Source organism: Ruegeria sp. HKCCE3926, from assembly GCF_017872515.1.
Lineage (GTDB): Bacteria > Pseudomonadota > Alphaproteobacteria > Rhodobacterales > Rhodobacteraceae > Ruegeria.
This window is the reverse complement of sequence record NZ_JAEDOU010000003.1, coordinates 62,196-84,935: the sequence shown is the minus strand read 5'-3', so window position 1 is coordinate 84,935 and position 22,740 is coordinate 62,196. Positions and strand designations below refer to the sequence as shown.

Sequence of the window (22,740 nt, the reverse complement as noted above, 5' to 3'; positions counted from 1 at the left end):
CTCCTAGTTGAAGGCGATAAACGCGGTTGCGGCGCCTGCGGCTGGCACCAGAGACCCAAGCGCGCCGGTGCGGGGCGAGGCCGTCGGAATGTGGATCAAGGGGAGTCCGGCTCCGGTGAACGGATCCCGAGACGTGCCCGCAACCCGGGTTCGGGGGGCCCCTTCAAGCTGTGCCAGCACCTTTTGAAACCGCTCTTTGTAAGCTTCGGCAAGGGGTGTCGTGCGGGAATGATAAGCCCCCGCGGCTGCGGGCCACGATCCAAGCTCAGCATGGAGTTCATTCAGGAACCGGGCGGCGTAGGTCGCGTTCTCATCCGGATCGAACATCGCGTCGATCGAACGGAAGGCTCTGCCGTGCCAGCGATAATTGATCTGAAAACAGCCGACATCAAAGCTGCGGGCGCCCGATTTGAAGATTTTGAACGCATAGGCCTTGGCTTCGACCTCGGACTTGAACCAGTATCCCTGACCGCCGACGTTGATCGTCCAGGGCCAAGGCTGCAACCGGCCGTCCAGCCTGCGCCCGGTTTCAACGCGCGAGATGGCGCGCAGCACGTCCAGGGGCACGCCTTCGGACAAAGCGGCGCGGCGCGCGGCATGATCGCACAGGTCACCGGTTTTGGCATCTGGCATGGCAAACCCTGCCTGCGCCAAAAGCACATGCACCAATATGAGTAACAGCGGGAACTTCTGATTTGGCATTCTGCCGGTCCGGGATTCTGATCTCTCCCGGCCAAGCTAGCCAACGATCGGTTTACAGAGAGTTATCGCCGTTTCAGTTTCGATCTATCCTGCGCCCGAAAACAACGCTGGTATTGGTGCGCAAGACACCGGGAATTTTCGCCAGGTCATCGACCAGAATGTCCAGATCCTCCAGCCTTGGGGCCTCTGCCGACAGCATAAGGTCGAATTCTCCGTTGATCGACAGGCACAGTTTGACTTCGGGGTAGGCTTCGAGCCGCTTGATGATCCGGCTGGTTTCCTTTTGCTGCACTTCGAGCATGACGATGACCTGCACTTTCGGCGTGTCTTCGGTGGACCCGAGGCGCACGGAATATCCTTCGATCAGGCCGCGCTGTTCCATCCGGTTAATTCGCTCGTGCACGGTTGTCCGGGCCACACCCAGCGTGGTCGCAATCTGCGTGGTCGAGGCGCGTGCGTTGGCTTGCAGGGCGGCGATGATGCGACGGTCAAGCTGGTCCATTGGGGCTCTGATTCATGGTCATTCCGGGTTGAGATCAGGTCGAAGCGCCCGCTCAGGGTTCGCGCGGGATGCGTGGGTGCAGATCGTCGATGATGATCGGATGCGCGTGCGGGCCTGACCCGGCCAGATGCGGATGATCGGGCGGCAGGTCGGGGTGATCATGGGTGATCGGTTCCTGGTCGAGGCGCGGCCACAGGCCGATTGCACCGACGACGCCCGCCACGGACAGCGTCGCCATGCTGCTGAGTGTGACGGTCGGGCCGAACACGGTCATCAACCACCCCGCCAGCGGGTAAAGAACCAGCCAGCAACCATGCGACAGGGTAAACTGTGCGGCGAAGACGGCGGGGCGATCCTCGGGGTGGGCCGACCGGGTCAAAAGGCGGCCCGAAGGTGTCAGGGTCGTGGAATATCCGAAACCGGTGAATGCCCACAACGCGGTCAGCAACCCGAGCGACAGAGGAGCAATTGCGGCCAACATCGCAGCGACGGCCATAGAGCCAGTGGCGAATACGGCGCCCGCGACCATGACCCGACGGTCCTCGATCCGATCCAGAAGGCGGGGCAAGGTAAAGGCTGCAAGCATCGACCCGCCGCCGAACCCGGCCAGGGCAATGGCCACCGCGCTTTCCGACAGGCCCAGATTGGCGCGCACGATGACCACGGTGTTCACGATTACCATCGAGCTCAGGGCTGCTGCGCTCCAGCTGAGCGCAAGCAGTCCGCGCAACCTGGGTGTTTTCAAATAGATACGAATGCCGCGCGTGGTGCGGTCATAGATGCCGCGGGGGCGGCTTGGCTTGGGTGACGGAAGCACGACCGAGACAACCAGCATTGCCGATGCGACAAAACCCAGCGCGGTACCCCAGAACAGGCTGTTGAAGCTGACCAGCAGCAGCAATGCGGCGGCGAACATGGGACTCAGCAGGCTTTCCATATCGTAGGCCAGGCGTGACAGCGACAAGGCACGCGTGTATTCAGCTTCGTCTGGCAGAACGTCCGGGATCGTGGCCTGAAAGGCGGGCGTAAAGCCCGCCGACGCCGATTGGAGCACGAAGATCAGCACGTATATTTGCCAGATTTCGGTCACGAAAGGCAGGCACACTGCAACCGCAGCGCGTATCAGGTCCAGCACGACCAACATCTTGCGACGATCCAGACGCTCGGCAAAAGCAGCGGCGAGCGGTGCAACAGTGACGTAAGCCACCATCTTGATCGTCAGTGCCGTGCCTAGGACAAGGCCCGCAGCATTCCCGGCCAGATCAAAGGCGAGCAGCCCAAGGGCGACCGTGGCCAGCCCGGTTCCGGTCAGGGCGACGATCTGGGCGGCGAACAGGTGGCGGTAGGTGCGGTGTTTCAGAATACTCAGCATGGCTCAGAGGTACTTTGTAATCGCTTTGAAGTCTTCGATCCCGCCGCCATCGTCGTCAGCGGACAGGCAGTGTTCGATATGATCATGAATCAATGCGCGTTTGGCATTGGTGACGGCCTTCTCTACTGCAAACAACTGTTGGGCGATGTCGGAACAGGGGGCGTGCTCCTCGAGCATGGCAATGACCTTGGCGAGGTGCCCATGGGCCCGCTTCAGTCGGGCCGTGATCTGTGGATGTGACTGGTGGGCGTTGTCTGACATGACTTATCCATATCCCCCCGATGGGGATATGGTCAAGGATTCGGCATCGAACGGCCCGCGACTTTCGGACGGCGTTGAGTTTGGGGACCAAACCGCCTATCTCGAAGGCGATATCGCACAAAGGAATAGTCGAGTGGCGAACCATTTGTACAAAAACGATCTGCCGGATGGGCTGGATCTGGGCCCGGTTGTGGCCATTGACTGTGAAACCATGGGGCTGAACCCGCATCGCGATCGCCTGTGCGTGATCCAAATGTCAGGCGGCGACGGTAACAGCCATATCATCCAGGTGGACAAGGGCCAGACCGTAGCCCCGAACCTGGGTGCCATGCTGGAAAACCCCGATGTCCTGAAGCTGTTCCATTTCGGGCGGTTCGACATCGCCGCGATGTATCACACCTTTGGTGCCCTGGCCGCGCCGGTTTACTGCACCAAGATCGCCAGCCGGCTGGTGCGCACCTACACCGACCGTCACGGGCTGAAGAACCTGTGCCAGGAACTGATCGGCGTGGATATCTCGAAACAACAGCAGATGAGCGACTGGGGCGCTGAAACCCTGACCGATGCTCAGCTGGACTATGCGGCCTCGGACGTTCTTTATCTGCACCGCCTGCGCGACGAGTTGAACAAACGGCTAGCGCGCGAGGGCCGGACCGAGATGGCGCAGGCCTGTTTTGATTTCCTGCCGATGCGTGCGAAGCTGGACCTCGCCGGTTGGCCCGAAACGGATATCTTTGCACACTCATGACCGACACCGAAGCATTTCTGAGAACCGCCCGCCAGGTCGTCACTGACGAGGCCCGCGCGCTGGATGTGCTGGCCGACAGCCTTGACGAGCATTTTGCCGAGGCCGTGCATCTGATCCTGAAAGCCACCGGACGCATCATCATCAGTGGCATCGGAAAATCGGGCCATATCGGCCACAAGATTGCCGCCACTCTGGCCAGTACCGGAACGCCCGCCTATTTCGTGCACCCGGCCGAGGCCAGCCATGGCGATCTGGGCATGGTTTCCAAAGGCGATGTGGTGCTGGCGATTTCGAATTCGGGCGAAGCGCCTGAGCTGGCCAACCTGCTTGCCTTTACGCGCCGCTTTGGCATTCCGCTGATCGGGCTATCCAGCAAGCCAGAAAGCACGTTGATGAAACAGGCTGATGTGCATCTGCTGATACCGTCGATGGGCGAGGCCTGCGGTTTCGGCATGGTGCCTTCGATCTCGACGACGCTGACCCTTGCCATGGGCGATGCGCTGGCCATTGCGCTGATGAAGTATCGCGACTTCCGCCCCGAGGATTTTCGCGCCTTCCACCCCGGCGGAAAACTGGGTGCGCGGCTGAGTACGGTGCGCGACCTGATGCATACAGGCGACGCCCTGCCTCTGGTCGCGGCGAACACCGCGATGAGCGACGCGCTGATCGAAATTAGCCAAAAGGGCTTCGGCGTGGCCGGTGTAACGGATGCGCAGGGGCATTTGTCGGGCATCATTACGGACGGTGACTTGCGGCGACACATGGACGGTCTGCTGGACAAAACGACCGAGCAGGTCATGACCGCCAATCCGACCACCATAACACCGGACGCATTGGCCGAAGAGGCGGTGGCGATCATGAATGATCGCAAGATCACTTCGCTGTTTGTGGTCGACGAGGCTGCATCCGGACAGGCGCTGGGTCTTCTGCATATCCACGACTGCTTGCGCGTCGGTCTGGGCTGAGGGAGGTCGAATTGGACAGGTATTCCCGCATGGTACAGTTCCTGAAGGTTCTGTTGCCACTTGCGGCCATTCTGATGCTGTCCACAGTGTTCCTGCTGTCTCGCAGCATCGAAACCAACGTATCGGTGCCATTCGCCGAAAAAGACATTGACGAGCGATTGGCGCAACAGGTGGTCACACAGCCGAAATATCGAGGGACAACCCGCAAAGGCGAAGATGTCCAGATCGAAGCCATCCAGGCCAAGCAGGGCGGCGAAGACGAAACCCCGACCGCATCCGAGTTTCGGGGCCGTCTGGGGCTTCTCAGCGGTGGAACGATATTTCTGGATTCCAATTCAGGTTTGATCCGCCCCGATGAGGGCACGGCAACTTTTGTCGGCGACGTCGTGATTACCACTGCCGACGGACTTCAGGTCACGACTGACCTGCTCAACACGTCGCTGGACGAAATCCGGGGCGACACGCCGGGGCGGGTGAACGGAACCGGGCCGATCGGCAATTTTTCCGCCGGACGCATGACCTTTGGCACTGAAAAAAAGGACGGACCGGTCCATATTGTTTTTACAGACGGCGTGAAGCTGGTATACGAGCCTGAAAAAGCAGAAAGATAACCTGTGTTCGATTTTCGTTTTGTTCCTTTGTGCCTTGCTCTGTTTGCAGGTGCCGTAACCGCGACAGCGCAGGAGGCGCAGGTGGCTTTTGGTTCTGCAAATGCCGACCCGAGTCTTCCGGTCGAGGTCACGTCCGAAACGTTGAACGTCAACCAGGAGGACGGTTCTGCCGAATTCCTCGGAAATGTCGTCGTCATTCAGGGCGAAATGCGGCTGACTGCTGAACGGGTTCTCGTGATCTATAACGAGGAACGCTCGGCGATTGAACGGATGGAAGCCACCGAGAATGTTGTTCTGGTCAGCCCGCCCGATGCGGCAGAGGGCGATTGGGCGGAATACACGATCGATTCCGGTGTGATCGTGATGAAAGGCAATGTCCTGCTGACGCAAGGCCCCAGCATCATCAGCGGCGACCAGATGAACGCCAATCTGACAACGGGCACAGCGACCATGACCGGGCGCGTCAAGACGATCCTTCAGCAGGGAAACAACTGATGGCGCGACCCGACCTGTCAGTGGCCGAAGGCAATTCCGGGCTGCGCATCGAGAAGCTGCGGAAATCCTACCGTAAGAAAACGGTGATCCGCGATGTCTCGATGACACTGGACCGGTCCGAAGTCGTTGCCCTGTTGGGACCCAACGGGTCGGGTAAGACCACGACCTTTTATTCCGTGGCGGGGCTTGTTTTCCCAGAGGCCGGCAAAGTCACGATTGACGGCCAGAATGTTACGACTTTGCCGATGTACCGGCGTGCGCGAATGGGCATCGGTTACCTGCCGCAGGAGATGTCGATCTTTCGCGGCATGAGCGTCGAGGACAATATCGCCGCGGTACTGGATATCACGGTTCCTCATGCTCACAGGCGGAAAGAACGGCTGGAAGAGCTGTTGTCGGATTTCTCGATCGAACATCTGCGTCGCGCGCCTGCTCTTGCCCTTTCCGGCGGTGAGCGCCGCCGCGTTGAGATAGCGCGATGTTTGGCCGCAGACCCGAAATATCTTTTGCTGGACGAACCATTTGCGGGTGTTGATCCGATCAGCGTCGGCGATATCCGGCATCTGGTTGCCGACCTTAAAAAACGGGGCATCGGTGTTCTGATCACCGACCATAACGTGCGGGAAACGCTGGAAATTGTTGACCGCGCCTATATCCTGCATGACGGGCAGGTTCTGATGTCCGGCACACCTGACGAAGTCGTCGAGAACGAGAATGTCCGCCGTGTCTATCTTGGCGAAAACTTCCGTATTTCATAGGCTTGTTATGGTCTGCGTCGGATGCATGGCGGAAATCGCGTATATACACACCTGTTTTGATTGACTCTTCCGTCGTCTCTTGCCTCAATTGTCCCATGGCATTTACCCGGTTCCAGTCTGGAGATCGTTGTCCCTTCGTTGAAGGGCTGGAGTTAAGACAACCGCGGAAAGTGTCTCGACCCCCCACCCGATAAAAACAAGTTCGTCGCGTAACGTGACGTCAGAATGGGTGTGAATTGTGAAGGAGATCACATGCGTTACCAAATCAGCGGAAAACAGATCGACATCGGTGCGGCGCTTCAGACTCACGTGCAGACCGAATTGGGCGAGGTTGTGGGCAAATATGCCCAGCGGCCTACCGACGCCAACGTCGTCTTTTCCCGTTCAGCGCATGAATATGTATGCGAAACAACAGTGCACCTGTCCACCGGGCTGACCGCTCAGGCCAAGGCGCATGCAACCGAAATTTATGCGGCGTTCGAGGCATGCTGCGACAAAATGGAAACACAACTGCGGCGCTACAAACGTCGTTTGAAGGACCACCACAAGGATCGGTCCGAGCCGGTTGAACTCTTTGGGGCGTCCTCTTATATCCTCGCCTCTGACGAATCGGACACGGCCGATGAACCCGAATCGCTACAGCCCATGATTGTGGCTGAGATGGAAACTAAAATCCCATCTTTGAGCGTTGGTGAAGCCGTGATGCAAATGGAACTTGCCGGTGCCCCGGTGCTGGTGTTCAGAAATGAGAACAAGGATGGATTGAACGTCGTGTATCGTCGCGAAGACGGTAATATCGGCTGGATTGATCCTTAACAGGCAAGGATACGGGGCGGCACCCGCCGAGGCGGGTGCGGTGCCCATGGAGCGTGATCATGGAGCTTTCGAGCATACTAAAGCCCGAAGCAGTACGTGTACTATCCGCCGCTTCCAGCAAGAAGCGGTTGTTTCAGGAAATAGGCGATGTAGCAGCCGCCAATCTGGGGCTCGACTCGCAGGCCGTCGTCGACTGTCTGCTCGAACGGGAAAGCCTGGGCCCGACCGGCGTGGGGCATGGCGTTGCGCTTCCGCACGCGCGTTTGCCCGAGCTGGATTCGGTTTCGGGCGTATTCGTCATGCTGGAAAAGCCCATCGACTTTGGATCGGTTGATCGTCAACCCGTGGACATCGCCTTTGCACTTTTTGCGCCGGAAGAGGCCGGCGTCGATCATCTCAAGGCGCTGGCCCTTGTGTCACGCACGCTGAGGGACACCTCGGTGTGCACCAAGCTTCGGGCGAACCCTGATCCGGTCAAGCTTTATGCTATCCTGACCGAAGCGCAGTCCATGCAGGCAGCGTAATCACAAAAAAAGCCCCCGGATTTCGGGGGCCTTTTTGTGTGTACGGTGATCGGGGTCAGCCGCCGGTTCCCATTTCCAGTGTCCACCAGATTTTCCCGCCTTTTTCCTGATGCCAGGCGAACCCCATCTGCGTGGCCTTGGGGTCCATGATCACGGCGCGCGGTCCGGGTTCCTGCATCCAGGCGGCAAGGGTTTCGGTTTCGGTTTCGTATGTCTCGGAAATGGCTTCACCGAGGAACGTGCCGAAATATCCGACCCGTGCAGCCCGATCGATCGGCGAGGAACCGTCGGACCCAAAGTGCCAGGGCCGGTTCTGTCTGGCCATGTCCTTGGAATGGGTCGCCGCTGCTGCGTTCAGCTGCGCGTTCAGCTGGACAGGCTGCAATCCCTGGGCCTGGCGCAGGGCATTGACCGAATCAACCATACGGAACTGCAACTTTTCCGGGTTGCCGCGAATTTTGTAGACCGTGGGCAGCGGGCGACCGTCTGCACCAATGGTCGTGGTGCCGGTGTCTGTACATGCCGCCAGCGCGACAAAGCAAATCAAGAGTAAAGAAACGATACGCGTCATGATCGACCTGGTTATTGTGTCTTTACAGGGCATAGCGCGCCTGAAGGCTCTGAGCAAACGCGCAATGGCCCTAACTTGCATGATTCTGCCGGTTTGATTTGCGACTGAAGCATTCTGGCAATAGAATGTCATAGATTTCAGACCTCATCTAAACACAGGACCCGTTGTCATGGTCAAAAAGCGTATTCATTCGCCCACACGCAGGGGATTTCTGGCAGGGGCCACTGCGACGCTGGCAACCCCAGCACTGGCGCAATATATCCCGGGCGACCCGCTGCGCCCTGCACCCGAGACTGAACCGGCGGTTCGCCGCAACGTATCCGGGTTCCGGGCATTGGATTGGCAACCGTATTTCTCGAACACCAGAAATGGCGCCATTCTGGTCGATACCGTCTCAAGAGCGCTGCATTATTGGTCGGATGATCAAGCGGTGTACAAATTGTACCCGTCGTCGGTTCCGCTGACCGAAGAACTCACCCGGCGCGGGCGTACCAGCGTAATCCGCAAGGTCGAAGGGCCCAGCTGGTCTCCGACGCCGTCGATGAAAAAACGAAATCCGGAATGGCCGGACTATATTCCTCCGGGGCCAGATAACCCGCTGGGAACACACGCTTTATACCTAAGCTGGAAGTATTACCGCATTCACGGCACGCACGATACGCGAAAAATCGGACGTCGGTCGTCGAATGGCTGTATCGGTCTGTTCAACGAAGACATTGCCGAGCTGTTCTCGATGGCGAAGGTCGGCACGCAAGTGTTGCTAATTTGACGACATTTTCGTGTGGGAACCCGCTTAGCGGTCAAGTTGCAATTGCATTCCAGCGTCAATGCTGATTAGAAAAAACCACGAGGTAAGTCTTAGATGTGTGGTTCCGGGCATTGGAACTGCGCAAATTCTGGAGGTTAATATGAAGAAACTCGTTCTCGCTGCTGCACTGACTGCTGCCGCTTCGACCGCTTATGCTGGTAACCTGGAAGAGCCGGTTGTTGAAGCACCTGTTGTTGTAGAAGAAACTCAGGGTTCGTCGCAGGGCATCCTGCTGCCGCTGATCCTGCTGGTCGTTGTTGCTGCTGCTGTTGCTGCAAGCTAATCCGACACGGAATTCATGAAAAAGGCGGTGGAGCAATCCACCGCCTTTTTTGTTTCCCAAGGCTGTGCAGGTCAGTCCAGCCAGCCGCGCAAGTTTTCTTCGATCACCGTGCCCAATGCAGCAATGTGCGCCGCATCGTCATTGAGGCATGGAATATAGGTGAAGGTTTCGCCGCCTGCTTCTTCGAAGCTTTCCTTGATCTCTTCGTTGATCTCTTCCAGCGTTTCGATGCAGTCGGCCGAGAATGCCGGTGCGATGACCGCTATGTTCTTTTTGCCCTGCCTGGCCAAATCCGCCACATGATCCACTGTATAGGGTTTCAGCCATTCCTCGGGGCCGAATCGCGACTGGAACGTTGAAACCAGTTGATCGTCAGACCACCCCAGCCGTTCCTTCAGCAGCCGTGTCGTCTTGGCGCACTGGCAATGATAGGGGTCACCCTGTTGCAGATACCGTTCCGGCATCCCGTGATACGAGCAGACCAGAATATCGGGTTTTGTCTCCGCCGCTGCATAGGCACGTTCAACGGATTGCGCCAGGGCGTCGATATAGGCCGGTTGGTCGAAATAGGCCGGTACGGTTCGCGAGGCGGGCTGCCAGGCCTCATCCATCAGTGCACGAAAGAACTGGTCATTGGCGGTGGCTGTGGTTGCGCCCGCGTATTGTGGGTAAAGCGGGAAGAACAGAATACGTTCACAGCCCGCGGCAACCATCTCGCGCACTTTGGACTTTGTTGAGGGGTTGCCGTAGCGCATACAGAAATCGACCATCACCTGATCCCCGTACCGATCCTGCATTGCGCCGCGCAGCTTGGCAGTCTGGTCCTTGGTGATCGTCATCAGCGGGCTTTCGCCCTTCTCGTGATTCCAGATCGATTTGTAGGCTTCTCCCGAACTGAATGGCCGTTTGCTGAGGATGATCGCCTGAAGAATCGGTTGCCATTTCCATTTCGGATAGTCGATGACCCGTTGATCCGACAGAAACTCGTTCAGATAGCGACGCATCGGCCAATAGGTGTAATCGTCCGGGGTGCCCAGATTGGCCAGCAAAATGCCAACACGGCCCATCTTGACCTTGGGATGGTCGGCAGGAGCATGAGCGGGACGAGTGGCATCAAACATTTGAGCATTCCTGAGTTTTCGTGTTCCGACCTGAGATAAAGGGATTTGGTTGCGCGTCAATCCGGCAGTTTGCCCTCTTTCGTGCGCAGGGCATCTGCCAGGCGCATTTGGGCTGACCCCGGGCGCAGCGGCTTTGGTTGGCTGTCATCGGGGGACCAGCCGGTCAGGCAAATCAGTTCGAAGGTTGCGGCAAGGCGGCCTGTTTCCGTCGAAAAGTGATCCGAATAGACGCGCTGTGCGGCTTCGAACACTCTGCGTCGGGTTGGGCATTTCAACCGGGCAGCCAAAGCGTTGGTCTCACCCATGTCCCTCAGATCGTGCATCAGGTGCCAGATATCGCGGTATTCTGCCGTCAGCGGTACGGCATCGGCCACTGGCAATGCCAGACCGGCCCGCTGCAACAATCCACCGAGGTCGCGCAGTTCGGCCATGGGGGCGATTCGGGGGCTGAGCCCGCCCGTGACTTTGATTTCGGCCTGACCCAGCGCGGCGCGCAATTCGTGAAGGGTCTCACCCCCAAGGCATAGAACAAGAACCAGTCCATCCGGTTTCAAAGCCCTTTTGCATTGGATCAACTGGCCGACCGGGTCATTGGCGCAATGCAGCGCCATCGCATGAATTACCAGATCATGCGCACCGGGTTGAAGCGACAGCACATCGTCATCCGCGACAATGGCGGCATCCGGAAAAACGTCTGCCCAAAGCTGTGGAAAAGGGGTCACAACCGCAGGTGCCGTAAAGGTTCTGTTAACCATGGAGAGCCGATCCTGAACCTCATCAATGGCGGCGCGGTGCAAGAACAAGGCGTCGTCCTTCGCGCGGGCGCGATGATGCAGAATGGCGTTACGGTCGAAAAGAGAGGGTGCGGTGGGCTCGGGCAGTTTCATAGGTCGCAAGTATCGCATTGCGCAGCGGATTCAAACTGCCCTTGCTCTGATCTACCCACCGCGTTGCATGGGCTGCGGAGAGCTGACGGAATCCGATTTCGGCCTGTGTGGGGCGTGTTGGCGGGATACGCCGTTCATCGGTGGCACGGTTTGCGAAAGCTGTGGTGTGCCCGTGATCGGAAGCGCAGACAGGTTCCGGACCGAGTGCGACGATTGTCTGAAAACCCCTCCGCCCTGGAACGCGGGCCGCGCTGCGCTGATGTATGATGGGAAGGCGCGGTCACTTGTTCTGGCTTTGAAACATGGTGACCGTACCGAACTGGCCCGCCCCGCTGCGCGTTGGATGGCGCAGGCCGGGCGCGAGCTGTTGCGTCCCCGTATGGTGATTGCTCCGGTGCCGTTGCATTGGTCACGCCTGCTGAAACGGCGATACAATCAGTCTGCGCTGCTGGCACGCAACCTTGGGCGAGAAACCGGGTTGGACTGCGTGCCGGATCTGCTGGTGCGCAAACGGCGGACCCCGGTGCTGGACGGAAAGACCGCGCGGGAAAGGGACGAAGCCTTGGCAGGCGCAATTGACATCCACCCAAGGCGGGCACTGCATTTGAAGGGGCGCGATGTCCTGCTGGTGGATGACGTGATGACATCCGGCGCGACGTTGGCGGCGTGCACGCGTGCGTGTCAGGCCGCAGGGGCAAATCATATTTTCGTGTTGGCACTGGCGCGCGTTGCCAAGGATGCCTAATTCGCCCAAGATCGCACGAAACCCAAAGGGACCGGAACATGAAGCCCGTAGAAATCTATACCTCGCCGCTCTGTGGTTTTTGCCACGCGGCCAAACGTCTGCTGAAGCAGAAAGGCGTTGAGTTCAAGGAAGTTGACATTCTGATGCACCCCAAACGCAAGCCCGAGATGATCCAGCGCGCAGGCGGCAAACGCACCGTGCCTCAGATTTTCATCGGGACACAGCATGTGGGCGGCTGCGACGACCTTTACGAGCTGGAGCGGCAAGGCAAGCTTGACCGTCTGCTTGCGGCCTGATGAAGACCGCGCTGCTGCAAATCACCTCGTCGGATGATCCGGTCGAAAACCTGGACATGGTGCGCGCCATGGCGGCCGACGCGGCAGGGCAGGGTGCGCGGTTTATCCTGACACCAGAGGTCACGAATTGCGTATCAAACAGTACGACGCGGCAAAACGAGGTTCTTCAGCACGAAGAAGACGACATCACCTTGGCCGGCCTGCGGGAACAGGCCGCCCGACTGGGCGTGTGGGTGTTGATCGGGTCACTGGGGATAAAAACTCATGACGCTGACGGGCGGTTTGCCAACCGGTCTTTCATGATCGATCCGCAAGGTCAGATCGTGGCGCGTTACGACAAGATTCATATGTTCGACGTGCAAGTCACCGAGACCGAGACGTTTCGCGAATCAAAGAACTACCGCCCCGGCGAAAAGGCGGTCCTAGCCGAAACCGATTTTGGCAAGGTGGGTTTGACCATCTGTTATGACATCCGGTTTCCGTACCTGCATGCGGCTTTGGCGCAGGCAGGCGCGCGAATCCTGACCGTTCCGGCAGCGTTTTCACCTGTTACGGGCGCCGCGCATTGGGAATCGCTGTTGCGGGCCCGGGCGATCGAGACAGGCTGTTGGGTCTTGGCCCCCGCGCAAACGGGGGAACACCCATCAACGCGCGGAAAGACGCGTTTTACCCATGGGCACAGCATGGTTGTCGCCCCTTGGGGAGAGGTGCTGATCGACGCAGGTACCGATCCGGGCATTCACATTTTCGATTTGGATGATAGTTCTGTGTCAGAGGCACGCCGCCGCGTGCCGTCGTTGACACATATCCGGTCTTTCACTGGACCCTGACAGAACTGAACAATGACGGAAGACACCAACGCCCTTGCGGTCACGCTGTTCAGCGAGATCCTGACCGCGGATCAGTTGTTGCGCAACCGGCTCAGCCGGGTGCTGCCCAAGGGTATGGAAATTTCGCATTTCTCTGTGCTGAATCATCTGGTTTTCGTCGGGGACGAGCGTAGCCCGGCGCAACTGGCCAACACATTCCACGTGACCCGAGGAGCGATGACCAACACCTTGGCCAAGCTGGAATGGGCCGGATACATCCACATCCGCCCCGACTGGGACGACGCCCGCCGCAAGATGGTGGCGATCAGCCCCGCAGGCCGACGGGCGCGGGATCAGGCGATTTCCTCGATCGCGCCGCTGATCAACCGTGTCGTCGGAGAGCTGGGGCTGGAACGGGTGCGCGGCACGCTGCCGGTTCTAAGGGATTTGCGGTTGCAGTTGGAGGGGGAGTAACCCCCTACTGTGGCTTCACACTCGCCGTCACGTAATTCACGCTCAAGTCCCGATCCGAGATGGACCAGCTCCACAGGATTGGGTTGAACACGAACCCTTTGCGGTCCACCGGGTCCAGCCCGGCCTGACGCAGCAGGTCGAACAGCTCGTCCGGCGTGATGAACTTGTTCCATTCATGGGTGCCGCGCGGCAGCCAGCGCATGACGACCTCGGCCCCGAAAATCGCCATCGCATAGGATTTCGGGTTGCGGTTGATGGTGGAGCAGATCAGCAAGCCACCCGGTTTCAGCAAGTCTTGCGATGCGGTCAGAAAGCCAAGGGGATCGGCCACATGTTCGACCACCTCCATGTTCAGCACCACGTCGAATTGTTCGCCTGCTGCAGCCATGTCCTCGGCGGTTGTGTGGCGATAATCGATTTGCAGCCCCGATTGCTCGGCATGGATGCGGGCCACGGGCAGGTTGCCCTCGGCGGCGTCGGCACCCACAACTTCAGCACCGAGCCGCGCCATGGGTTCGCTCAGCAGCCCGCCGCCGCAGCCGATATCCAGCAGGCGCAGGCCTTCGAACGGCACAGGCGACTTTAGGTCGCGATCGAATTCTCCGGCGATCTGCTGCGTTATATAGTCCAGCCGGCACGGGTTAAGCATGTGCAATGGTTTGAATTTCCCGTGCGGGTCCCACCATTCGGCGGCCATCGCCTCGAATTTTGCGATCTCGGACGGGTCCACCGTGTTCGGATGCGCTTGCATTCCTGTCTCCGTGTGCTCTTTTACGCTTAAGGACTATATAGGGCCATAATGGACAAGTACCCGGACCAAAAGCGCGCAGTTCAATATCTGTACCCGCCGATCGACCCTTTCGACCAGCGGATGGTCGATATGGGCGATGGGCACCGTATTTATGTGGAACAATGCGGAAATCCTGACGGCATACCCGTCGTGATCCTGCACGGGGGGCCGGGTGGGGGGTGCAGCCCGGCCATGAGGCGATACTTCGATCCTCAGGCCTACAGGGTGATTCTGTTTGACCAGCGCGGATGTGGCCGGTCGCGCCCCACCGCCTCGGTCGAGGACAACACGACGTGGCATCTGGTGGCCGACATAGAGCGGCTGCGCAAACTCTTCGAGATCGAAGAATGGATCGCTTTTGGCGGAAGCTGGGGGGCGACTCTGGCGTTGATCTATGCCCAGACCCATCCCGATCGCGTCAGTCGACTGGTGTTGCGCGGGGTGTTCCTTGCGACTCAGGCCGAGCTTGACTGGTTTTACGGCGGTGGCGCCGGGCGGTTCTGGCCCGAGCAATGGCAGAAATTCACCTCGCTGCTGCCCGAGGTTGAACTGGACGACACCATTGCCGCCTATAACAAACGTCTGTTTTCGGGCGACCGCGCGACAGAGATCCTGTATGCGCGGGCCTGGTCGCATTGGGAAAACGCGCTGGCCTCGATCCACACCAACGGATCGGTTGGCGAAAGCCCCGGCGAATACGCGCGCACCTTTGCGCGGCTCGAGAATCACTATTTCACCAACAAGGCGTTTCTGGAAACGGACGGGCAGATTCTGGATCAGATGGACCGGATCGCGCATATCCCCGGCCATATCGTGCAGGGGCGCTATGACATGATCTGCCCGCCGCAGGCCGCCTGGTCGCTGGCGGAACGCTGGCCGAATGCCGAACTGAAAATGGTTCGTCAGGCGGGGCACGCCCTGTCCGAGCCGGGCATCAGCGCGGAACTGGTGCGAATCATGGACCGTGTGGCGGAGGGTGTCGCATGACCCGCATCGATCGCCGTGCCCTCTTTGCCTCTGGTGCCGCTGCCGCATTGCTGGCGGCGACAGGAGCATCCCTTGCCGGTACGCCCAAGAAAGGCGGGACATTGCGTCTGGCTGTTCCGCGCGATGACAGCCTCGAGCAAGTGGCGCGTGGGGCCGTTTTCGACACAATGACCGAAATCGCCCCGGATGGTACGTTGCGCGGTGAGCTTGCGACCGGCTGGCAAACCGACGCCGACGCACGGGTCTGGAACTTTGATCTGCGTGATGACGCGGTCTTTCACGATGGCGAACCCTTGCAGATTGCCGATGTCCTGGCCGTTCTGGCCGAAATCGGAAGGCCCGAGGCGCTTGCCCCCAACCGCCTGCGGCTTGAACTTGCCGAGGCAAATCCCGGATTGCCATTCCTGTTGGCCGACAGCCGCTTTGTTGTTGCGCGCGCCGGTGAAACCGTATCCCCGTTGCGCAAAGCCTACGGCACCGGCTGCTATCGTGTCGAACGGGCAGAAGATGGCCGCCATTTTCTGGGCCGCCGTGTCGAGGGGCATTATAAAGATGGTCAGGCCGGATGGGCTGACGCGGTTGAAGTCATTGTAATCCCGGACCCAGCCGTGCGCGCCGAGGCGCTGCGGGACGGGTATGTCGATATCGCGGCGCTTCCGGATCGGGCCGGAATGCGAGGCACGCGCGGTGTCCGGTTCCACCCCTCCGAGGCCGACATGGCCCTTGCCGTATCGGATGCTGTCGGGATGCCGCGGCAGATTGCCGGGAACGGTGCGCTGGACGATGGCCGCATCGCCGAACGGTGGTGGATGGTGTAAATCCGAATGCGAATCCCTCAGGGGGTTGCAGACTCGGGCCATCCTGCGTATATGCAGTTTCAACAGCGGCGCGTTGGACTTCTGGTCCAAGGCTCCACCGGAAAATTCGACGGGCCGCGCGCCCGTTTTTTTGTGCCCGACTGACAGGGTAGAGTACCAGATGACAAACGACCTGATAGCAAAAGCTGCCATTGACCGGCGACTGGCCGAGATCATCACGCCCGTGATCGAAGATCTGGGGTATGAGCTGGTCCGTATCCGCCTGATGAGCGGCAAGCAGACTACGCTTCAGATCATGGCCGACAAGCCCGATGGCGGTATCGAAGTGGATGATTGCGCCGAGATTTCCAACGCGGTCAGCGCCACGCTGGATGTCGAGGACCCAATCCTTGATGCCTATACGCTTGAGGTGTCCAGCCCCGGTATCGACCGCCCTCTGACCCGTCTGAAGGATTTCGAGACCTTCGAAGGCTATGAGGCCAAGATCGAGACCGCCGAACTGATTGACGGCCGCCGACGCTTCAAGGGCGAATTGGCGGGGATCGAAGGGGACGAGGTTCTGATCAACATCCCCGAGGGGGATGAAACCATCACCATCGGTCTGCAATTCGACTGGCTGAGCGACGCCAAGCTGGTCCTGACCGATGACCTTATCAAGGAAATGCTGCGCCAGCGCAAAGACGCCGGCGCCCTGAACGAAAACGCTTTCGACGAGATTGAGACCGAAGGGTCCGAAGAGGAGACGAACTGATGGCAATCACCTCAGCCAACCAGCTGGAGCTGTTGCAGACCGCCGAGGCCGTGGCCCGCGAAAAGATGATCGACCCCGGTCTGGTTGTCGAAGCGATGGAGGAATCGCTCGCCCGCGCCGCCAAGAGCCGCTACGGCGCCGAGATGGACATCCGCGTGTCGATCGACCGCAAGACCGGCAAGGCGACCTTTACCCGCGTCCGTACCGTGGTCGAAGATGAGGAGCTTGAGAACTATCAGGCCGAAATGACCGTCGAGCAGGCCAAGCAGTATATGGAAGCGCCCGAGGTTGGTGACGTCTTCGTCGAAGAGGTCCCGCCGGTTGAGATGGGCCGGATCGCGGCTCAGTCCGCCAAGCAGGTGATTTTGCAGAAGGTGCGCGAAGCCGAGCGTGACCGTCAGTACGAAGAATTCAAGGATCGCGCCGGTACCATCATCAACGGTGCGGTCAAGCGCGAAGAGTTTGGCAATGTCATCGTCGATCTGGGCGGTGCCGAGGCGGTTCTGCGCCGCAACGACAAGATCGGCCGCGAAAGCTATCGCCCGAATGACCGGGTGCGCGCCTATATCAAAGAGGTTCGCCGCGAAGTGCGTGGCCATCAGATCTTCCTGTCGCGCACAGCGCCGGAATTCATGGCCGAGCTGTTCAAGATGGAAGTGCCGGAAATCTATGACGGCATCATCGAGGTCAAGGCCGTGGCCCGTGACCCCGGTTCGCGCGCCAAGATCGCCGTGATTTCCTATGATGGTTCGATCGACCCCGTGGGTGCCTGCGTTGGTATGCGCGGCAGCCGTGTGCAGGCGGTTGTGAACGAGCTTCAGGGTGAAAAGATCGACATCATCCCGTGGAACGAAGACCAGCCTACCTTCCTGGTGAACGCGTTGCAGCCTGCCGAGGTTTCCAAGGTGGTTCTGGACGAAGAAGCCGGCAAGATCGAGGTTGTCGTGCCAGAAGAACAACTGTCGCTGGCCATCGGTCGCCGCGGTCAGAACGTGCGTCTGGCCAGCCAGCTGACCGGCCTGGACATCGACATCATGACCGAGGCCGAAGAATCGGCCCGCCGCCAGAAGGAATTCGAAGCCCGTACCAAACTGTTCATGGACAGCCTGGATCTGGACGAATTCTTTGCTCAGCTGCTGGTCTCGGAAGGCTTCACCAACCTCGAAGAGGTTGCCTATGTCGAGATTGAGGAACTGCTGGTCATCGACGGCGTTGACGAAGGTACAGCGCAGGAACTGCAAACCCGCGCCCGCGAATTCCTGGAAGCACAGGCCAAGGCGGCACTGGATGCGGCGCGTGAATTGGGGGCCGAGGACAGTCTCATTGAATTCGAAGGTCTGACACCCCAGATGGTAGAGGCGCTGGCCAGGGACGACGTGAAGACTCTGGAAGACTTTGCAACTTGCGCCGACTGGGAACTGGCCGGTGGCTGGACGACCGTCGATGGTGAGCGTGTCAAGGATGACGGTGTATTGGAGCCTTTCGGCGTAACGCTGGAAGAGGCGCAAGATATGGTCATGACGGCGCGTATCCTGCTGGGTTGGGTTGATCCGGCCGAGCTGGAACAGGCGGAAGAAGACGTCGACGGCGACGCAGCAGACGAGGAGGTCGAGGCCTGATCTCGGGCTTCGGGTGGCGTGTATGAGTCGCGGTGGCGCCCATAAGGATCGGTCCGACGGACCCGAGCGCAAGTGTATCGCCACAGGCGAGGTGCAGCCAAAAAACGGGCTGATCCGCTTTGTGGCGGGGCCGGACGGTCAGGTTTTTCCGGATGTCGCGGCGAAACTGCCCGGGCGGGGGGTCTATGTGGCGGCGGATCGTGCCGCCCTGGACAAGGCCGTTGGCAAGAAACTGTTTGCGCGGGGGTTCAAGGCGCAGGTGTCTGTGCCCAAGGACCTGGCGGAAAAGGTTGAACAGCAGATCGCGCGCCGCGTTGTCGAGCTGCTCAGCCTGGCGCGCAAGTCCGGCGACGCGGTCGCGGGGTATGAAAAGGTCAAGACGTGGCTGGACCGGGAAGAGGCGCAGGTGCTGATTCAGGCCGCCGATGGATCGGGGCGCGGCAAGTCCAAACTGAGCACGCCGCACTTCGGGAAATACATAGGTTGGCTGACGGCAGACGAATTAGGACAGGCATTTGGGCGCCAAACGGTGATTCATGCGGCCTTGGCCTCTGGCGGACTCGCCAAACGTGTTGTAGAGGAAGCGCAGCGCCTGCGTGGCTTGCGCGAAACGGATGACGGCGGCAGGGGCCGCGCGGAAGGGTAAAGAGCTTTATGAGCGATAATGACGGCAAAAAGACATTGGGTCTTCGTGGCGGGGCACGCCCCGGAAATGTGAAACAGAGTTTCAGCCACGGACGCACCAAGAATGTCGTGGTGGAAACCAAACGCAAACGCGTGGTGGTTCCCAAGCCGGGCGCAGCAAAGCCGGGTGGCGGTGCTGCACCTTCGGGTGATCCGTCGCGTCGTCCTGCGGGCATTTCCGATGCGGAAATGGCGCGCCGCATGAAGGCGTTGCAAGCGGCCAAAGCGCGTGAGGCCGAAGAGGCCGCGGCGCGCGAGGCTGCTGAAAAGGCGCGCGAAGAAGAGCGCGCACGCCGCCGTGCGGAACAGGAAGCCAAAGAACGCGAACAGCGCGAAGCCGAAGAGCGTGCGCGTCAGAAGGCTGAGGAAGAAGAGCGCAAGCGCAAAGAGGCGGAAGAAGCCGCCAAACGCGCCGCTGCCGCGCCCGCACCTGAAGAGCCCAAAGCGGCTCGCGCCCCGGCCAGCAAACCTGCGCCGGCAGCCACGCCGCGCAAACAGGATCGCGAACGTGAGCAGCGTGGTCGTGGCAAAGGTCGCGACGACAACCGCCGTTCGGGCAAGCTGACTCTGGGTCAGGCGACCGGTGGCGAGGGCAACCGTCAGCGCTCGATGGCCGCGATGAAGCGCAAGCAGGAGCGTGCGCGTCAGAAAGCCATGGGCGGTGCCGTTGAACGGGAAAAGGTGATCCGCGACGTACAGCTGCCCGAGGCGATCATGGTCTCGGAACTGGCCAACCGTATGGCCGAGCGTGTGGCTGACGTGGTCAAATCGCTGATGCAGATGGGCATGATGGTCACGCAGAACCAGACCATCGACGCAGACACCGCGGAACTGATCATCGAAGAATTTGGTCACAAGGTCACTCGCGTATCCGATTCGGATGTTGAAGACGTCATCAAAGAGGTCGAAGACAGCGAAGACGATCTGCAGCCGCGTCCGCCGGTCATCACCATCATGGGTCACGTCGACCACGGCAAGACCTCGCTGTTGGACGCAATCCGCGACGCGCGCGTTGTGGCGGGTGAGGCCGGTGGCATCACCCAACATATCGGCGCGTATCAGGTGAAAACCGATGGCGGCACCACGCTGACCTTCCTGGATACTCCGGGCCACGCGGCGTTTACGTCGATGCGCTCGCGCGGTGCTCAGGTCACGGATATCGTGGTTCTGGTCGTCGCGGCTGACGACGCGGTGATGCCGCAGACGATCGAAGCGATCAACCACGCAAAAGCGGCCGAAGTACCGATGATCGTGGCGATCAACAAGGTCGACAAGCCGGATGCAAACCCGGACAAGGTCCGCACCGATCTGCTGCAACACGAAGTGATCGTCGAGAAAATGTCCGGTGAAGTCCAGGATGTCGAAGTGTCCGCAATCACGGGTCAGGGTCTGGACGAATTGCTGGAAGCCATCGCGCTTCAGGCCGAGATTCTGGAACTGAAGGCAAACCCGAACCGCGCCGCCCAAGGTGCCGTGATCGAGGCGCAGCTGGACGTGGGTCGTGGCCCGGTCGCCACGGTTCTTGTTCAGAACGGCACACTGCGTCAGGGCGATATCTTCGTTGTGGGTGAGCAGTACGGTAAGGTCCGCGCGCTGATCAACGACAAGGGTGAACGCGTCAAGGAAGCTGGCCCCTCGGTTCCGGTCGAGGTTCTGGGCCTGAACGGTACGCCCGAGGCCGGTGACGTTCTGAACGTGACCGAGACCGAAGCGCAGGCCCGCGAAATCGCCGCTTATCGCGAACAAGCCGCCAAGGACAAACGTGCCGCCGCTGGTGCCGCAACCACCCTTGAACAGCTGATGCAGAAGGCGAAAGAAGACGAGAACGTGGCCGAGTTGCCGATCCTCGTCAAAGCCGATGTGCAGGGTTCTGCCGAAGCCATCGTTCAGGCGATGGAAAAGATCGGCAACGAAGAAGTGCGCGTGCGCGTTCTGCACTCGGGTGTGGGCGCGATCACCGAAACGGATGTCGGTCTGGCGGAGGCTTCCGGCGCGCCGGTCTTTGGCTTCAACGTCCGTGCCAACGCATCGGCGCGGAACACGGCGAACCAAAAGGGTGTCGAGATCCGCTACTACTCGGTGATCTATGACCTGGTCGACGACGTGAAAGCGGCCGCATCCGGCCTGCTGAGCGCCGAGATCCGCGAGAAGTTCATCGGCTATGCCGAGATCCGCGAAGTCTTCAAGGTTACCGGTGTCGGCAAGGTTGCCGGCTGTCTGGTTACCGAAGGTGTTGCCCGCCGTTCCGCAGGCGTTCGCCTGCTGCGCGACAACGTGGTGATCCACGAAGGCACGCTGAAGACCCTGAAGCGCTTCAAAGACGAAGTGGCCGAGGTCCAGTCGGGTCAGGAATGTGGTATGGCGTTCGAGAACTACGACGATATCCGCCAGGGCGACGTGATCGAGATATTCGAGCGCGAAGAAGTTACCCGTACCCTGGATTGATCCCAAGCGGGATGGACACAAAAAACAGCGGCACCGGTCGGGCCGCTGTTTTTGTTTGAAAAATGCCTCATTACGTGTCGGGCAGGAATGTTCCGGAATGCAGGATGATGTCGAAATGGTGCATTCCGTGTTTCAAGGCAAAGCTGACCGAGTGCCCGGCCTTGCGCAGCCGTTCCGCATAGTCGCGGCTTTGACGAATGAATTCGCCGGTGTCCCGTTCCCCCACTGAAACATGATAGCGGGGGCCCGGTGGGGGCAGGTTGCGGATCGGGGACAGATCGTTCACTTCGACTGGGGTCAGGTGCAGAGGATCATTCACGGACGTCAAACTGACGGGTTCCAGATCGTAGACGCCGCTGATCAGAAGCACGTCACGCACACGCAGCCCGGCGCGGGCCAATGCGCCGGCCGAGGTCGCCATGACCATGCTTGCCAGATGGGCGCCGGCACTGTGCCCTGACAAGGTGATCCGCGTCGGGTCGAATCCCAGTGCCCCGGCTTGTGACGCAAGCCACAGAAGGGCGTCGCGGCATTCGTCGACCATTTGATCCAGCCGCGCATCCGGGGCAAGCGTGTAGTTCAAGGTGGCAAAGGATTGCTCGGCTTCGATCAGCGCCGGGGCCATCATGGCCGATTCGCGCTGGCTGAGATCCTGCCAATACCCACCGTGAATAAAGACATGCAACGGGGCGCCGGCCCCCTTCGCAGGAAAGAAATCCAGCACCTGGGCCGGGGTGTCGCCATAGGCCAGGTTGGCCTGAACGGGCAGCTCGGCACGGGCTTGCGCACTCAGCGTTTGATAGCTGGCCAGATAAGGGGTCAGGTCGCCACCGATCATCGAACTGGGAGAGTATTCCCGCTCCAGTTCGGCTTGTGAAAATCCGCGATACAGCATGGC

Annotated in this window: 28 protein-coding genes; 19 read left to right on the top strand and 9 right to left on the bottom strand. The window is 59.8% G+C overall.

Going from position 1 to position 22,740, the window contains the following annotated elements; all coding sequences use genetic code 11:
• Positions 1 to 3: 3 nt before the first annotated feature.
• The 4 genes from I9184_RS10330 to I9184_RS10315 all read right to left on the bottom strand — a co-directional run bounded on the left by I9184_RS10330 (position 4) and on the right by I9184_RS10315 (position 2,837).
• Complete coding sequence (locus I9184_RS10330; RefSeq protein WP_209834471.1) at positions 4 to 633, bottom strand: transglycosylase SLT domain-containing protein; 630 nt, start codon at positions 631 to 633, stop codon at positions 4 to 6.
• Positions 634 to 775: 142 nt separating this feature from the next.
• Positions 776 to 1,204: an Lrp/AsnC family transcriptional regulator gene (locus tag I9184_RS10325; RefSeq protein WP_152459759.1), complete on the bottom strand. Its 429-nt coding sequence runs from the start codon at positions 1,202 to 1,204 to the stop codon at positions 776 to 778.
• A 52-nt stretch (positions 1,205 to 1,256) separates the two neighbouring features.
• Positions 1,257 to 2,576: an MFS transporter gene (locus I9184_RS10320; protein ID WP_171724121.1), complete on the bottom strand. Its 1,320-nt coding sequence runs from the start codon at positions 2,574 to 2,576 to the stop codon at positions 1,257 to 1,259.
• A 3-nt stretch (positions 2,577 to 2,579) separates the two neighbouring features.
• A complete protein-coding gene (locus tag I9184_RS10315) occupies positions 2,580 to 2,837 on the bottom strand; it encodes a metal-sensing transcriptional repressor (RefSeq protein ID WP_171635661.1) in 258 nt (85 codons plus the stop codon).
• A gap of 133 nt (positions 2,838 to 2,970) precedes the next feature.
• Here I9184_RS10315 and I9184_RS10310 point away from each other — a divergent pair, with 133 nt between their 5' ends.
• The 7 genes from I9184_RS10310 (at position 2,971) to ptsN (ending at position 7,754) form a co-directional block, all read left to right on the top strand.
• The gene (locus I9184_RS10310) at positions 2,971 to 3,585 is read left to right on the top strand and encodes a ribonuclease D (RefSeq protein ID WP_209834187.1); all 615 of its coding nucleotides are present in this window, start codon (positions 2,971 to 2,973) and stop codon (positions 3,583 to 3,585) included.
• Positions 3,582 to 4,550 carry a KpsF/GutQ family sugar-phosphate isomerase gene (locus tag I9184_RS10305; protein WP_171724122.1) on the top strand — a complete coding sequence of 323 codons (969 nt, stop codon included), beginning with the start codon at positions 3,582 to 3,584 and terminating at the stop codon, positions 4,548 to 4,550. The genes I9184_RS10310 and I9184_RS10305 overlap by 4 nt, the downstream gene beginning before the upstream one ends.
• A gap of 29 nt (positions 4,551 to 4,579) precedes the next feature.
• Positions 4,580 to 5,161 carry a hypothetical protein gene (locus tag I9184_RS10300; protein WP_245218082.1) on the top strand — a complete coding sequence of 194 codons (582 nt, stop codon included), beginning with the start codon at positions 4,580 to 4,582 and terminating at the stop codon, positions 5,159 to 5,161.
• Between the two features lie 81 nt (positions 5,162 to 5,242).
• The gene (locus I9184_RS10295; RefSeq protein ID WP_224857917.1) at positions 5,243 to 5,656 is read left to right on the top strand and encodes an LptA/OstA family protein; all 414 of its coding nucleotides are present in this window, start codon (positions 5,243 to 5,245) and stop codon (positions 5,654 to 5,656) included.
• Positions 5,656 to 6,414 carry an LPS export ABC transporter ATP-binding protein gene (lptB, locus tag I9184_RS10290; protein WP_152459766.1) on the top strand — a complete coding sequence of 253 codons (759 nt, stop codon included), beginning with the start codon at positions 5,656 to 5,658 and terminating at the stop codon, positions 6,412 to 6,414. The genes I9184_RS10295 and lptB overlap by 1 nt, the downstream gene beginning before the upstream one ends.
• Positions 6,415 to 6,666: 252 nt before the next feature.
• A complete protein-coding gene (gene raiA, locus I9184_RS10285; protein ID WP_117870967.1) occupies positions 6,667 to 7,230 on the top strand; it encodes a ribosome-associated translation inhibitor RaiA in 564 nt (187 codons plus the stop codon).
• Positions 7,231 to 7,289: 59 nt separating this feature from the next.
• Complete coding sequence (ptsN, locus tag I9184_RS10280; RefSeq protein ID WP_117872900.1) at positions 7,290 to 7,754, top strand: PTS IIA-like nitrogen regulatory protein PtsN; 465 nt, start codon at positions 7,290 to 7,292, stop codon at positions 7,752 to 7,754.
• A 55-nt stretch (positions 7,755 to 7,809) separates the two neighbouring features.
• On the opposite strand, the gene I9184_RS10275 is transcribed toward ptsN, so the two are convergent.
• Complete coding sequence (locus I9184_RS10275) at positions 7,810 to 8,325, bottom strand: CAP domain-containing protein (RefSeq protein WP_171120163.1); 516 nt, start codon at positions 8,323 to 8,325, stop codon at positions 7,810 to 7,812.
• Between the two features lie 169 nt (positions 8,326 to 8,494).
• Between I9184_RS10275 and I9184_RS10270 the strand changes: the two genes are divergently transcribed.
• Positions 8,495 to 9,094, top strand: coding sequence for a L,D-transpeptidase (locus I9184_RS10270; protein WP_171635671.1), 600 nt, complete (start codon positions 8,495 to 8,497; stop codon positions 9,092 to 9,094).
• A gap of 139 nt (positions 9,095 to 9,233) precedes the next feature.
• Positions 9,234 to 9,416 carry a hypothetical protein gene (locus I9184_RS10265; protein WP_117870963.1) on the top strand — a complete coding sequence of 61 codons (183 nt, stop codon included), beginning with the start codon at positions 9,234 to 9,236 and terminating at the stop codon, positions 9,414 to 9,416.
• Between the two features lie 71 nt (positions 9,417 to 9,487).
• Here the strand turns inward: I9184_RS10265 and hemH are convergent, their stop codons facing one another.
• Entirely contained in the window at positions 9,488 to 10,537 is a 1,050-nt protein-coding gene (gene hemH, locus I9184_RS10260) for a ferrochelatase (protein WP_209834185.1), read from the bottom strand.
• A gap of 56 nt (positions 10,538 to 10,593) precedes the next feature.
• Entirely contained in the window at positions 10,594 to 11,424 is an 831-nt protein-coding gene (locus I9184_RS10255) for a methyltransferase domain-containing protein (protein WP_171635676.1), read from the bottom strand.
• Between I9184_RS10255 and I9184_RS10250 the strand changes: the two genes are divergently transcribed.
• The 4 genes from I9184_RS10250 to I9184_RS10235 are packed head-to-tail and all read left to right on the top strand — an operon-like array spanning position 11,375 to position 13,748.
• Positions 11,375 to 12,169, top strand: coding sequence for a ComF family protein (locus I9184_RS10250; RefSeq protein WP_209834182.1), 795 nt, complete (start codon positions 11,375 to 11,377; stop codon positions 12,167 to 12,169). The genes I9184_RS10255 and I9184_RS10250 overlap by 50 nt on opposite strands.
• A gap of 38 nt (positions 12,170 to 12,207) precedes the next feature.
• Entirely contained in the window at positions 12,208 to 12,465 is a 258-nt protein-coding gene (gene grxC / locus I9184_RS10245) for a glutaredoxin 3 (protein WP_152459773.1), read from the top strand.
• On the top strand, positions 12,465 to 13,295 hold the full coding sequence (locus I9184_RS10240) for a carbon-nitrogen hydrolase family protein (protein WP_209834180.1): 831 nt from the start codon (positions 12,465 to 12,467) through the stop codon (positions 13,293 to 13,295). Before grxC ends, I9184_RS10240 begins: the two co-directional genes overlap by 1 nt.
• Positions 13,296 to 13,307: 12 nt before the next feature.
• Complete coding sequence (locus I9184_RS10235) at positions 13,308 to 13,748, top strand: MarR family transcriptional regulator (protein WP_171635682.1); 441 nt, start codon at positions 13,308 to 13,310, stop codon at positions 13,746 to 13,748.
• 4 nt (positions 13,749 to 13,752) lie between these two features.
• On the opposite strand, the gene ubiG is transcribed toward I9184_RS10235, so the two are convergent.
• Positions 13,753 to 14,499 (bottom strand): bifunctional 2-polyprenyl-6-hydroxyphenol methylase/3-demethylubiquinol 3-O-methyltransferase UbiG, encoded by a 747-nt coding sequence (ubiG, locus tag I9184_RS10230; RefSeq protein ID WP_209834178.1) that lies wholly within the window; start codon positions 14,497 to 14,499, stop codon positions 13,753 to 13,755.
• 48 nt (positions 14,500 to 14,547) lie between these two features.
• Between ubiG and pip the strand changes: the two genes are divergently transcribed.
• The 6 genes from pip (at position 14,548) to infB (ending at position 21,842) form a co-directional block, all read left to right on the top strand.
• Entirely contained in the window at positions 14,548 to 15,525 is a 978-nt protein-coding gene (gene pip, locus I9184_RS10225; RefSeq protein WP_171120177.1) for a prolyl aminopeptidase, read from the top strand.
• Entirely contained in the window at positions 15,522 to 16,343 is an 822-nt protein-coding gene (locus I9184_RS10220) for an ABC transporter substrate-binding protein (protein ID WP_171635686.1), read from the top strand. Before pip ends, I9184_RS10220 begins: the two co-directional genes overlap by 4 nt.
• Positions 16,344 to 16,503: 160 nt before the next feature.
• Complete coding sequence (gene rimP, locus I9184_RS10215) at positions 16,504 to 17,094, top strand: ribosome maturation factor RimP (protein ID WP_152459779.1); 591 nt, start codon at positions 16,504 to 16,506, stop codon at positions 17,092 to 17,094.
• A complete protein-coding gene (gene nusA, locus I9184_RS10210) occupies positions 17,094 to 18,713 on the top strand; it encodes a transcription termination factor NusA (RefSeq protein ID WP_171120181.1) in 1,620 nt (539 codons plus the stop codon). Before rimP ends, nusA begins: the two co-directional genes overlap by 1 nt.
• Positions 18,714 to 18,735: 22 nt before the next feature.
• On the top strand, positions 18,736 to 19,359 hold the full coding sequence (locus I9184_RS10205) for an RNA-binding protein (protein WP_171635687.1): 624 nt from the start codon (positions 18,736 to 18,738) through the stop codon (positions 19,357 to 19,359).
• 8 nt (positions 19,360 to 19,367) lie between these two features.
• Entirely contained in the window at positions 19,368 to 21,842 is a 2,475-nt protein-coding gene (gene infB / locus I9184_RS10200) for a translation initiation factor IF-2 (protein WP_171724130.1), read from the top strand.
• Between the two features lie 70 nt (positions 21,843 to 21,912).
• Here infB and I9184_RS10195 read toward each other — a convergent pair whose 3' ends face one another.
• Positions 21,913 to 22,737 carry an alpha/beta hydrolase gene (locus tag I9184_RS10195; RefSeq protein ID WP_209834176.1) on the bottom strand — a complete coding sequence of 275 codons (825 nt, stop codon included), beginning with the start codon at positions 22,735 to 22,737 and terminating at the stop codon, positions 21,913 to 21,915.
• Positions 22,738 to 22,740: the final 3 nt, after the last annotated feature.